This is a genomic window from Mycolicibacterium neworleansense, from assembly GCF_001245615.1.
In the GTDB taxonomy this organism is placed as follows: Bacteria; Actinomycetota; Actinomycetes; order Mycobacteriales; family Mycobacteriaceae; genus Mycobacterium; species Mycobacterium neworleansense.
This window is the reverse complement of sequence record NZ_CWKH01000002.1, coordinates 1,271,777-1,284,621: the sequence shown is the minus strand read 5'-3', so window position 1 is coordinate 1,284,621 and position 12,845 is coordinate 1,271,777. Positions and strand designations below refer to the sequence as shown.

6 protein-coding genes and 1 pseudogene are annotated in these 12,845 nt (G+C 66.5%); 1 reads left to right on the top strand and 6 read right to left on the bottom strand.

What is annotated here, in order from left to right; all coding sequences use genetic code 11:
- Nucleotides 1-429: 429 nt before the first annotated feature.
- The 4 genes and pseudogenes from BN2156_RS21800 to BN2156_RS21785 all read right to left on the bottom strand — a co-directional run bounded on the left by BN2156_RS21800 (nucleotide 430) and on the right by BN2156_RS21785 (nucleotide 6,039).
- Entirely contained in the window at nucleotides 430-1,749 is a 1,320-nt protein-coding gene (locus tag BN2156_RS21800; protein ID WP_407661736.1) for a glycosyltransferase 87 family protein, read from the bottom strand.
- A 258-nt stretch (nucleotides 1,750-2,007) separates the two neighbouring features.
- Nucleotides 2,008-2,844: pseudogene (locus tag BN2156_RS21795) on the bottom strand (nitrilase-related carbon-nitrogen hydrolase); the annotation flags it as partial.
- A 49-nt stretch (nucleotides 2,845-2,893) separates the two neighbouring features.
- Nucleotides 2,894-4,330, bottom strand: a complete 1,437-nt coding sequence (locus BN2156_RS21790; protein ID WP_090516980.1) for an amidase — start codon at nucleotides 4,328-4,330, stop codon at nucleotides 2,894-2,896.
- Nucleotides 4,330-6,039, bottom strand: a complete 1,710-nt coding sequence (locus tag BN2156_RS21785; protein ID WP_131725188.1) for an amidohydrolase — start codon at nucleotides 6,037-6,039, stop codon at nucleotides 4,330-4,332. The genes BN2156_RS21790 and BN2156_RS21785 overlap by 1 nt, the downstream gene beginning before the upstream one ends.
- 52 nt (nucleotides 6,040-6,091) lie before the next feature.
- Between BN2156_RS21785 and BN2156_RS21780 the strand changes: the two genes are divergently transcribed.
- Entirely contained in the window at nucleotides 6,092-6,766 is a 675-nt protein-coding gene (locus tag BN2156_RS21780; protein WP_159402859.1) for a helix-turn-helix transcriptional regulator, read from the top strand.
- Here BN2156_RS21780 and BN2156_RS21775 read toward each other — a convergent pair.
- The gene (locus tag BN2156_RS21775; RefSeq protein ID WP_090516977.1) at nucleotides 6,763-8,229 is read right to left on the bottom strand and encodes a glutamate synthase subunit beta; all 1,467 of its coding nucleotides are present in this window, start codon (nucleotides 8,227-8,229) and stop codon (nucleotides 6,763-6,765) included. The genes BN2156_RS21780 and BN2156_RS21775 overlap by 4 nt on opposite strands.
- Entirely contained in the window at nucleotides 8,222-12,820 is a 4,599-nt protein-coding gene (gltB, locus tag BN2156_RS21770) for a glutamate synthase large subunit (RefSeq protein ID WP_090516976.1), read from the bottom strand. Before gltB ends, BN2156_RS21775 begins: the two co-directional genes overlap by 8 nt.
- Nucleotides 12,821-12,845 lie beyond the last annotated feature (25 nt).

The following is a 12,845-nucleotide window of genomic DNA, read 5'->3' as shown; positions in this document are numbered from 1 at the left end:
GCGCAGTCACGCTGGTTCGAGGGCGTTGCGCATTCGACGGATACTCGTCAGACCCCGAAACGAAGTAGCTCGTCAGCCGTGACCAAGCGTTCGTTCTTGGCCGGGAACTCACGGCTCTTCATCGGATGACGGAACAATGACCAGGCAATACGAGTCATCCGTGACCGACTGATCGGATTGATGTACACGGTGATCACTCCTGCGACTTACTGGTAGCTGTACCCGTAGTTCCACGTTACCGCAGCACTCTCACCACGTCATTAGATACCCGACATTCGGCAAACAGTGTGAGCCACGCCGAAAAATAATCCGATGTTTCTAGTGGGACTCCTGGGACAAATGTGGCGGTGAAATGGGTCCGAAAAGAGATGTGGATCACTTTTACCGCCCGGGTAGCGCGTACCCCCGCTGTGATGCACCACACAACAGTTAATTAAGAGATCTCTCAAACTGCGCCAGCTCCTCATCGAGAAACTCTGGCGGATAGTCGCCGAGGTCGTCCGGCGTCATCGCGATCGTGCTCAGCCGCAACCAGCCCGCCGCCACGGCCATGAAGCACAGGAATGTCAGCGGATACCAGCCGCTCGCCAGTTGGCCGACCCAAGAGCGCCGCAGGTCCAGGAAGTTCCAGTACACGCCACTGAAGTACATGGCGCTGTGGTCGCGCCCCGGACGATGCAGCGTCCACATGAACACCATTGCGTACAGGCCGGCTGCCCGGTACATCCAGCCTCGGGCCCACACGCCTTGCGTCGTGCACGCTTTCGCGATCAGCCAGAAGACCGCCGGGGCGAACCACACCCAGTGCGCCGCCCAGCTGAACGGCGATACCGCGCAACCCGTCAGCCCGACCAGCACCACCGCCAGCGCCCGTTCCCCTCGTCGGTGCGCCCATACCGCGACGACGAAACCGGCGGCGGCCACCAGCAGGCTCAGCCCGATCCACAACCACTCCGGCCGCGGGTCGGGCGCGAAGAACCGGGCGAGGAATCCGTTGATCGACTGGTTGGCCAGGTGATCGATGGAGCTGATGTGGGCGGTGTCGCCGAGGTGACTCCAGAACCACGCACTGTCTCGCGGCAGGAACAGCCAGGTGGACACCGCGGTTGCAACGAAAGTCACTGCCGCGATGGCCGAAGCCCGCCATTGCCGGGTGAGCAACAGATACGGCAAGAACACGAGCGGGGTGAGCTTGATACCCGCGGCGATCCCCAGGCCGATCCCCCGCCACCGGGCATGGGTGGGCCGCAACAGATCCAGCAGCACCACCGCCATCAACAGGACGTTGATCTGGCCCCACCACAGGGTCGCCTGCACCGGTTCGACGTCGATGACGGTCACCGCGAGCGCGGCGCTCATCACGACGAGCCCCAGGCCCGTACGCACTCCGGCCAACCGCATGATGCGCCACGCGATGAGCGCCAGCAGGCCGATCGACAAGGCCAGCAGAAGGTACTTGGCGACATCGAAGCCGAGCCAGGCCAGCGGCGCGAGGACGAAGGTCGCGAACGGTGGGTAGACGAACCAGGCCCCGCGCAGCGCCGGTTCGGCGTACAGGCTCCTACCGTCCCAGGACGCGTGTACCGCCGCCCGATAGGTGTCCAGGTCGAAGTTGTTCCCGGTCAAGCCGAAAAAATGCGCGCCGAACGGCACCAGCTGGTTGTGCGCCAGCAGTGCCAGCGCCGCCACGATCACCGTGGCCGCGACGACGCGGCGTCGCAGCCTCATCCCTGCACCCCCGGTATGCACCGTGGCAACTTTTCCAGAGGTTCAGGGAATCCGAATGCCGGCACCGGGGAAACGGTGCGCCGGCTCGGCGTACGCCCCGCGGGCGACCAGGCGTGCGATGTTCGCCCGGTAGATCTCGTCGGCCTCGGCGTGCGGCACCGGCTCGCGGTCGAGCCACAGATTCATCGGGTGGATCGGCTCGTCGTACATTCCGCGAAAGATCTCGGTGCGAAGGTCTTTGAGCCAGTTGGAGTTCAGATTCATCACCCGGAACTGGCGTAGCGCCTCGATGTCGATCACGCCGGCCACCACGGAGTTGTATCCGGAGACGGTGTGGCCGAGCACCGCACCGTTGTAGTCCACGATGTGCGAATTGCCGCCGGCGATGTCGAAGGGCTGCGCGGCGGCCTGCGTCGGATAGACCGGACCGGTGTTCGGGCAGAGCATGTAGAGGCTGTTGAAATGCGCATGGGCGCGGTTCTGCAGCAGCCAGGTCCCGCCCGCGTCGGGGCCGGCCTGCGTCATGGGGACGGCCTCGCTGGGCCGGTACACCACCTCGGCACCTTGGAATGCCAACGCCCGCACCGCTTCCGGATACTCGCCGTCGCTGCAGCAGATCGTGCCGATGACACCGATGTCCGGGGTGCGCAGCACGGGATAAAACGCATCGAGCCCGTCGCCGAACAGTTCGACCCATCGGTCGTACACGTCGTGCGGCGTGCAGGACCGTTCGCGGCACCAGACGTGATTCTTGGTCGCGCGATGGACGACTTCACCGGCCGGGGAGATCACGATCATCGAGTTGAAGTAGCGGTCCGGCATCACCTCGGGCCACCGCGCCTTGCATTGCGCGATGAGGTAGATCCCGTGCTGTCTGGCCAGGGACCCCAGGCGCTCGGTCTCGGGGCCCGGGATGTCGATGAACATCTCCCGCGCGGCCTGCACGTGAGGAATGTCGAATGCCTCATCTCCGAACCCCGTCAACGCGCCCTCGGCGAGGGCTACCAGCTTGACCGGCATGTTGATCGAAACCGTGGATACCGCGGCGTGGACGGTGTCCTCGATGACGTCGAGGTTCGCCTGGATCTGCGACCGCCGTTCGATATTGCGGACCACGGTCGAAAGTCCCACGGCCAGATACGGGGCTATGGGTGTCCCGGCGTTGTCAGTGTCCACAGGCGTTCACTTTCGGTACTCGATGGGTCCATGGCATCGCCGTTTCCAGTTGGGCCGCAACGGCGATCAGGGTGCCCTCGTCACACATGGGCGCGGCAAGTTGGACGCCGATCGGCAGCCCGGACCGGGTCCACCCCAGCGGCAGGCTGATCGCCGGTCCACCGGTGGCATTGAACAGCGGGGTGAAAGAACAGACGCCGAGCAGCTTCTGCATCCATTGACGAGGTGAGAGCGACGCGTCGTCGGCGTCGAGCTCCCCCAGCGGTTGAGGCGGCTGGCTCAGCGTGGGGGTCAGCAGCAGATCGTAGTCGGTGAAAAACGTTCCGACCGCCCGCGAAACCTGGTTGAGGACGGCAAGGGCTGCACCCAGCTCGGTGGCCGGGACGCGTCGGCCGTACTCCGCACAGGCCAGGGTCGTCGCCTCGAGGTTGTCGGGGCCGGGTGGGGTTCCCAGCGCAGCGGCAAGCGCGTCGATGCCTTCGGCCAAAGACACGCTCCACACCGGGAGGTTGGCGTCGACGAACCGATCCCAGTCGAAGACCGGTGAATCCGGGCGGACGTGGTGGCCCAGCCCTTCCAGCACGTTCCCGGCCGCCGCCACCGCTTCGGATACCTCCTCGTCGACCGGCCCGCCGGACCAGGACTCGGTGTGAATCGCGATGCGCAATCGCCCGGGGTCCCGGCCGAGCTCCTCGACGTAGGGTCGCTGCGGGTCGCGGATGATGTACTTGTCCCCGGGAGCCGGCCCACAGACCGCATCCAGTAGCGCCGCACAGTCGCGCACCGACCGCGTCAATCCGAATTCGGCACCCAACCCCGACAGCGGCTCGCTCGTGTCCGGCCCGGCAGGTACCCGGCCACGGCTCGGCTTCAACCCGACCAATCCGTTGGCGGAAGCCGGAATTCGGATCGATCCGCCGCCATCGGTGGCGTGTGCCATCGGAAGGGCGCGGGCCGCCACAAGCACTGCCGAGCCACCACTGGAACCGCCGGCACTGCGCGTTGGATCCCACGGGTTGCGGGTAGACCCGTGTGCGACGGGCTCGGTGTTCCCGTTGAACGCGAACTCCGGCGTGGTGGTCAGCGCCAGAGTGCCCAGCCCGGCCGCGCGGAATCGCGTCATCAGTTCCGTGTCGTGCGGAAACGCCACGCCAGGCCCGGCCAGCCGGGTGCCGAAGCGCGTCGGCACTCCGGCGGCGTGGATCGCGAAATCCTTGAGCGCGAACGGAACCCCGCCGAACATCCCCTGGCCGTCGCAGTCGAGCGCGGCCTCCCACGGCCCGGCCACCACGGCGTTGAGCACCGGGTTGACCGCCTCGATCGCGCTGCGGGCCGCATCATGGACTTCGCCGATCGAGACCTGCTCGTCGCGGATCAGTTCAGCGAGGCCGGTCGCGTCGTGGCGCGCGTATTCGTCTGGTTTCATCAGAGCACACCGTCGTCGTGGACGACCTTGCCCGCGAGCACGGTCCGGTGGACGCGCGTCTGTTTCAGCTCCTCGACACCACACGTCGCCGGGTCCCGGTCGACGAAGATCAGATCTGCCTGGTTGCCCGGCCGGATGGAGCCGATCTCGTTCCAGCCCAAGATCTTCGCGGCGCTCGTGGTCCACATGGCAAGCGACTCCATGCGCGTGATGACCTGATCAGGCCCGTCGTTGCGGAGGTCGGTTCCGGCGATCTCGTGCGTCTGTGCCAGAGCAATCTGCTCCCACGGGCTCTTGGGGCCCCAATCCGATCCGCCGGAGACGTCGAGACCCGCGTCCAGCAGGCGCCGCAGCGGCACCATGTCTCGCCAGACGTGGCGGCCGATGCGCTCGTCGTACATCGCGCCCTTGCCCCAGGCGAATCCGACGGAGGTGGTGATCTGAAAACCGAGGGCCTTGTACCGGCGCACATGATCGGGGCTGATGGTGATGGCGTGCTGCAGAATCCAGGCCTGGTCGCGGAAGTCGTGCTCGGTGACGACACGTTCGGCGATCTCGAGGAAGTCATCGTGCTCCCGGTAGGACCCGATGCAGATGTTCGCCCTGATCCCGTTCTTCGCGCAGAACCGGACGAACGACTCTTCCTTCTTCAGCGAGACGAACCGATTTCCCTTCGTGGGCCTGCCGAACGGATCCGCGTACGTTTCGTGCATCGCGAAATGGCCTGCGAAACACGGCCCGCCGGGGCTGATTGTCATACCGGCGATTCGGAACAGCTCGTCGGTGGTATCGGATGCCTGGGGCGCAAGCGATTTCAACCGTTCGTCGAACTCGGACAACGACAGCGGTTCGAAGGGATAGAAGATCACCGACTCCACGTCGAACGTCGCTTGAACGCGCATGGTGAGCAGCCCGGCGCTGCGGAGGTGCTGATACATCTGCAGGTGGACCGGCTCCATGGCATGGCCCTCGTACAGGGTGGTCACGCCCCGAGCGGAGAACCTCGCCATCTCGTCGAGTACACCGGGCACGGCGTGGTCGGGATTCAGCGGTGGCAGCTTGAGCAGGATCTGGCCCCAGAACGGGTCGTATGTGTAGTAGTTGTTGACCGGCCCCCGCAGGATGCCGGTCAGCCGCCCGGACTCGTCTTTGTCGATCTCCACGTCGCACACCTGATCGGGGATGAAGTCCGACAGCCCGACGGCGCGCAGGCCCGCACTGTTGAACGCCACGACATTGGGGGTCCGTGGCGCCCAAGCCTGGATCAGCACCGGGTGCTCGGCGGTCGCACGGTCGAGCACATGACGATCCGGCAGGCGGCGTTCGGCGAGGTCGCGCCACGATCTCCGGATGAAGTAGTGGGCCTCGCCGACAGGCGTGCAGATGATCCACTCGCCCGGAGGGGTCTCGGCTGCGCGGTCGCGGATCCGCTGGACGATGTCGGAGTGATCGAGGGCATCGCTCAATTCGACCAGGCCGCCGCGCAATGCGCCGAAGTGCATGACATGGGGGTGGGTGTCGATCAGCCCCGGCATGACCACCGCGCTGCCGGCATCCATGACCTGAATATCCGGACCCGCCGACTCGGCCAGGTCGGCGAAGCTGCCGACCTCGAGGATCACGCCGTCCTCGGTCAGGATGGCTTCGGCGGCCGGTCTCGTATCGTCGAAGGTCAGGATCTTCGAAGACCGGATGATTGTTCTGCTCACGTGGGCACTCTATGAGCGGCCTGACCTGGGGAGAATCGTCCGAAAGGATGACATGGACCGCAACACGGAGTTCAAGCGCAACACGATGGCGTTCCTGTCCCGGTTCGTCCGCGTCTCGGGCATGGTCTTCTACTCGGTGGACCGCGGCATGAATGCCGGCGAGCACGTGTTCGACCGGATCCGTCCCGAGGAGAACGGCCCGTACACCGGCTACTTCCACGAGTTGGACCCGTTTCATCCCCGCAGGTTCGCCGGGTCGGGCGCCGACCTGGCGACGTCGAACGACCTCGGGCAGCGGTTGGATCGGACCGACTATTACGCGGGCTTTTTCCGTCCGATGGGTTACCGGTACGAGGCAGAGCTGTACCTGCGCCACGCCGGTCGCATCGTGGCCGGCGTCTCCCTGTTGAAAAGCGCCAAGGACGGCGACTTCACAAGGGACGAAATTCAGTTCCTGCAGAAGTCCCACGGGTTTGTCGAGCAGTCGTACCGCATGCTCGGCCAATTGCCGAGCGCACCGAATTCCTCTGCCGTTCCCGAACATTGGAAACTATCCGCTCGGGAACGCGACGTGGTCGACCTACTCGCCCAGGGCGCGAGCAACAGCGACATCTCGCGCGCCCTGTTCATCAGCATTCCGACGGTGAAGAGCCATTTGCAGCACGTCTATCGAAAATCAGGCGTGCATTCACGAACCGAATTGGTCACCCGGCTCGTGCGTGACTAGCGCTGCGGCGCAGCCGTCGGCTTGATCACCACCGGCAGGGCGGTCTTGCCCATCAGGTAGCGGTCCACGCCCGCGGCGGCGGCCCGGCCCTCGGCGATCGCCCACACGATCAGCGACTGCCCACGACCCATGTCGCCGGCGACGAAGACGCCAGGCACCGTGGTCTGGAAGTTGTCGTCACGGGAGACGTTGCCGCGGTCGGTCAGCTCGACACCGAGCTTGGTCAGCAGACCTTCCTTCTCGGGGCCGACGAAGCCCATGGCGAGCAGCACCAGGTCGGCCTTGAGCTCGAAGTCGGTCCCTTCGACCTTCTCGAACTTGCCGGCGTTCATCTTGACCTCGTGCGCGCGCAAGCCGGTCACGCGGCCGTTCTCGCCGATGAATTCCTCGGTGTTGACCGAGAACACGCGCTCGCCGCCCTCTTCGTGGGCCGAGGACACCCGGAACATCAGCGGGTAGGTCGGCCACGGGGTCGAATCGGCGCGGGTCTCCGGCGGGCGCGGCATGATCTCGAACTGGTGGATGCTGGCCGCGCCCTGACGGTGCGAGGTGCCCAGGCAGTCCGCGCCGGTGTCGCCACCGCCGATGATGATGACGTGCTTGTCCTTGGCGGTGATCGGCGGCTGGCCGTTCTCGTCGAGGACGTCGTCGCCGAGCTGGACGCGGTTGGCCCAGGGCAGGAACTCCATGGCCTGGTGGATGCCGTCGAGCTCGCGGCCCGGGATCGGCAGGTCACGCCAAGCGGTGGCACCTCCGGCCAGCACAACCGCGTCGTAGTTCAGCCGCAGCTGCGCGACGGTGATGTCGACGCCGACGTTGACGCCGGGACGGAACTGCGTTCCCTCGGCCGCCATCTGTTCCAGACGCCGGTCGATGTGGCGCTTTTCCATCTTGAACTCGGGGATGCCGTAGCGCAGCAGGCCGCCGATGCGGTCGGCGCGCTCGAACACGGTCACGGTGTGGCCGGCCCGGGTGAGCTGCTGGGCGGCGGCCAGTCCGGCCGGCCCGGACCCGACGACGGCGACCTTCTTGCCGGTCTGCACGTCGGGCATCTTCGGAACGACCCAGCCCTGGTCGAAGGCGTTGTCGATGATCTCGACCTCGACCTGCTTGATGGTCACCGGATCCTGGTTGATACCCAGGACGCAGGAGGCCTCACAGGGAGCGGGGCACAGCCGCCCGGTGAACTCCGGGAAGTTGTTGGTGGCGTGCAGCCGCTCGATCGCGTCGCGCCACCGGTCCTTGTAGACCAGGTCGTTCCACTCGGGGATCAGGTTCCCCAGCGGGCAGCCGTTGTGGCAGAACGGAATACCGCAGTCCATGCATCGCGATGCCTGGTTCTGCAGCTTCTCGTGGGAGAAGTCCTCGTAGACCTCTTTCCAGTCCTTGAGGCGCAGCGGAACCGGCCTGCGGACCGGGAGCTCCTTGGACGTGTGCTTGAGGAAACCGCGCGGATCAGCCATTGGCGGCCGCCATGATCGCCTCGTTGACGTTCTCGCCGGCACGCTCAGCTTCGGCGATGGCGGCCAGCACGCGCTTGTAGTCGCGCGGCATGACCTTCACAAAGTGCTTCAACTCGTCATCCCAATCAGATAGGACCCGTTGTCCCACAGCCGAATCGGTCGCGTCGACGTGGGCAGCAATGAAGTCGTGCAACCACACCGTGTCTTCTGCATCGGCCGGCCCCAAAGCTTCCAGCTCCACCATCTCGGTGTTCAGGTTCTCGCCCAGCGCGCCGGCCGGGTCGTAGACGTAGGCGACACCGCCGGACATGCCTGCCGCGAAGTTGCGGCCGGTGGGTCCGAGGATGACGACCTTGCCGCCGGTCATGTACTCGCAGCCGTGGTCGCCGACACCCTCGACGACCGCGTGGGCGCCGGAGTTACGCACCGCGAACCGCTCGCCGACCTGGCCGCGCAGGAACGCCTCGCCGCTGGTGGCGCCGAACAGCACCACGTTGCCGGCGATGATGTTGTCCTCGGCGGCGAAGCCGGCCGGCGCCTCGTCGGCCGGACGGACCACGATCCGGCCACCGGACAGGCCCTTGCCGACGTAGTCGTTGGCGTCGCCGTAGACCCGCAGCGTGATGCCCTTGGGCACGAACGCACCGAAGCTGTTACCGGCCGACCCGTCGAAGGTGATGTCGATCGTGCCGTCTGGAAGGCCCTGTCCGCCATAGGCCTTGGTGACCTCGTGGCCGAGCATGGTGCCCACCGTGCGGTTGACGTTGGTGATCTTGGCGGCGAATCGCACCGGGGTGCCCTTGTCGAGGGCGTCGCGGCTCTGGGTGATCAGCTGCTGATCCAGCGCCTTGTCCAGGCCGTGGTCCTGACGCGAGCTGCAGTACAGGTCCTGGTTCATGAACGCCGACTCGGGCTCGTAGAGCACCGGCGTCAGGTCCAGCTTGTGGGCCTTCCAGTGCTTGGCGGCCTGGGTGGTGTCCAGTGCGCCGACCTGGCCGACCATCTCGTTGATCGTGCGGAAGCCCAACTGCGCCATGAGTTCCCGGACTTCTTCGGCGATGAACATGAAGAAGTTCTCGACGAACTCGGGCTTGCCGTTGAACCGCTCACGCAGCACCGGGTTCTGGGTGGCCACACCCACCGGGCAGGTGTCGAGGTGGCAGACACGCATCATGATGCAGCCCGAGACCACCAGCGGCGCCGTGGCGAAACCGAATTCCTCGGCGCCGAGCAGTGCGGCGATCACCACGTCGCGGCCGGTCTTGAGCTGACCGTCGACCTGGACCACGATCCGGTCACGCAGGCCGTTGAGCAGCAGGGTCTGCTGCGTCTCGGCCAGGCCCAGCTCCCACGGGGCGCCGGCATGCTTCATCGAGGTGAGCGGGGTGGCACCGGTACCGCCGTCGTGGCCGGAGATCAGCACCACGTCGGCGTGCGCCTTGGAGACGCCCGCGGCGACCGTTCCCACACCGTTCTCCGACACCAGCTTCACGTGCACGCGGGCCGCCGGGTTGGCGTTCTTCAGGTCGTGGATCAGCTGTGCCAGATCCTCGATGGAGTAGATGTCGTGGTGCGGCGGCGGCGAGATCAGGCCGACACCCGGGGTCGAGTGCCGCACCTCGGCCACCCACGGGTACACCTTGTGCCCCGGAAGCTGGCCGCCCTCACCAGGTTTCGCACCCTGGGCCATCTTGATCTGGATGTCAGAGCAGTTGGTCAGGTAGTGGCTGGTCACGCCGAACCGGCCGGAGGCCACCTGCTTGATGGCGCTGCGGCGCCAGTCGCCGTTGGCCTCGGGTTCGAAGCGGTTGACGCTCTCGCCGCCCTCGCCCGAGTTGGACCGGGCGCCGAGGCGGTTCATCGCGATGGCCAAGGTCTCGTGCGCCTCGGCCGAGATCGAGCCGTAGCTCATCGCGCCGGTCGAGAAGCGCTTGACGATCTCGGACGCCGGCTCGACCTCGTCGATCGAGATCGCCTTCCGCCCGGTGTCGTCGGCGTCCTTGAACTTCAGCAGACCGCGCAGCGAGGCCATCCGCTCACTCTGGTCGTCGACCAGCGCGGTGTACTCCTTGAAGATCGAGTACTGGCCGGTGCGAGTCGAATGCTGGAGCTTGAACACCGTGTCCGGGTTGAACAGGTGGTACTCGCCCTCACGGCGCCACTGGTATTCGCCGCCGACCTCTAGCTCGCGGTGGGCGCGCTCGTCGGGGCGGTCCAGGTAGGCCAGCGAGTGGCGGGCGGCGACGTCGGCGGCGATGTCGTCGAGGTCGATGCCGCCCACCGGGCAGCTCAGCCCGGTGAAGTACTGGTCAAGCACTTCCTGGGAGATGCCGATGGCCTGGAACAGCTGGGCACCGGTGTAGGAGGCCAGGGTGGAGATGCCCATCTTGGACATCACCTTGAGCACGCCCTTGCCTGCGGCCTTGACGTAGTTGGCCTTGGCCTGGTCACTGGTGATCCCGGCGATGACGCCGCGGTCGACCATGTCCTCGATGGACTCGAAGGCCATGTACGGGTTGATCGCGGCGGCACCGAAGCCGCACAGCATGGCCATGTGGTGCACCTCGCGGGCGTCACCGGCCTCGACCACCAGGCCGACCTTGGTGCGGGTGCGCTCGCGGACCAGGTGGTGGTGCACGGCGGCCACGGACAGCAGCGACGGGATCGGCGCCATGGTCTCGTTGGACTCGCGGTCGGACAGCACGATGATGCGGGCGCCCTCGCGGATCGCCTCCGACACCTTGGCGCGGACGTTGTCCAGTGCTTCCTTGAGACCCTGGCCGCCACGGTTGACGGGGTACAGACAGCGGATCACCGCGGCGCGCATGCCGTGCTTGTGGCCCCGGACCTCGTGGTCGGGGTCGACGCAGATCAGCTTGGACAGGTCGGCGTTGCGCAGGATCGGCTGCGGGAGCACGATCTGCCGGCACGATTCGGGCCCCGGGTTGAGCAGGTCGCCCTCGGGCCCGATCACGCCCTGCAGGCTGGTGACCACCTCTTCGCGGATGGCGTCCAGCGGCGGGTTGGTGACCTGGGCGAACAGCTGCTGGAAGTAGTCGAACAGCATTCGCGGCCGAGCCGAGAGGATGGCGACCGGGGTGTCGGTGCCCATCGAACCCAGCGCCTCGGCGCCGGTGCGCGCCATGGGCGCCACCAGCAGGTTCAGCTCCTCGTAGGTGTAGCCGAAGATCTGCTGGCGCAGCACCACGCGGTGGTGCGGCATCCGGACGTAGTCACCCGGCGGCAGCTCGTCGAGGGGGAACAGGCCCGCCTCGATCCATTCCTGGTAGGGCTGCTCGCTGGCGAGCTGAGACTTGATCTCCTCGTCGGAGACGATGCGGCCCTGGGCGGTGTCCACCAGGAACATCCGGCCGGGCTGCAGCCGCAGCTTCTTGACGACGGTGGCGGGGTCGAGCGGCAGCACGCCGGCTTCCGACGCCATCACGACGAGGCCGTCGTCGGTCACCCAGATGCGGGAGGGGCGCAGCCCGTTGCGGTCCAGCACGGCGCCGATGACGGTGCCGTCGGTGAAGCACACCGAGGCGGGGCCGTCCCAGGGCTCCATCAGCGAGTCGTGGAACTCGTAAAAGGCACGACGGGCGGGATCCATCGACTCGTGGCGTTCCCACGCCTCGGGGATCATCATCAGCACGGCGTGCGGCAGGCTGCGGCCGCCGAGGTGCAGCAGTTCGAGCACCTCGTCGAACCGAGCGGTGTCCGACGCGCCGGGGGTACAGACGGGAACGATCTTGTCGAGCCCGTCGGCACCGAACAGGTCGGTGCGGATCAGCGCCTCGCGGGCGCGCATCCAGTTCTCGTTGCCGGTGACGGTGTTGATCTCGCCGTTGTGGGCGATCCGCCGGAACGGGTGGGCCAGCGGCCAGGACGGGAACGTGTTGGTGGAGAAGCGGGAGTGCACGATGCCCAGCGCGCTGGTCATGCGCTCGTCCTGCAGGTCCAGGTAGAACGCCTTGAGCTGCGGGGTGGTCAGCATGCCCTTGTAGACGAAGGTCTGACCGGACAGGCTCGGGAAGTACACCGTCTCGCGGCCGGGGCCGTCCTGGCCCGGGCCCTTGGTGCCGAGCTCGTGCTCGGCGCGCTTGCGCACCACGTAGGCCTTGCGCTCCAGGTCCATGCCGGTGGCGCCGGCGATGAACAGCTGGCGGAAGGTCGGCATGGCGTCACGTGCGAGCGCGCCCAGGGAGGAGTCGTCGGTGGGCACCTCGCGCCAGCCGAGCACCTGCAGGCCCTCGGCCTCGACGATCTTCTCGACGGCTTCGGCTGCCGCGGCGGCGTCGCGAGACGACTGCGGCAGGAATGCCATACCGGTGGCGTAGCTGCCGGGCTCCGGGAGCTGGAAGTCGACCACTTCACGCAGGAACGAGTCGGGGACCTGCAGCAGGATGCCGGCGCCGTCGCCGGTGTTCGGCTCGGCGCCCTGTGCACCGCGGTGCTCCAGGTTCACCAGTGCCGTGATGGCCTTGTCCACGATGTCCCGGCTGCGGCGACCGTGAATGTCTGCCACCATTGCCACACCGCACGCATCATGTTCGTATGCGGGGTTGTACAGCCCGACCTTGCTGGGCGCCATTCCCACCTTGCCCTTCAACACGCTT

Excerpts from the sequence above, each read along its gene's own strand:
- BN2156_RS21790 (WP_090516980.1), bottom strand. The coding sequence starts at position 4,330 with ATGAAACCAGACGAATACGCGCGCCACGACGCGACCGGCCTCGCTGAA.
- BN2156_RS21780 (WP_159402859.1), top strand. The coding sequence starts at position 6,092 with ATGGACCGCAACACGGAGTTCAAGCGCAACACGATGGCGTTCCTGTCC.
- BN2156_RS21775 (WP_090516977.1), bottom strand. The coding sequence starts at position 8,229 with ATGGCTGATCCGCGCGGTTTCCTCAAGCACACGTCCAAGGAGCTCCCG.
- gltB (WP_090516976.1), bottom strand. The coding sequence starts at position 12,820 with ATGGCGCCCAGCAAGGTCGGGCTGTACAACCCCGCATACGAACATGAT.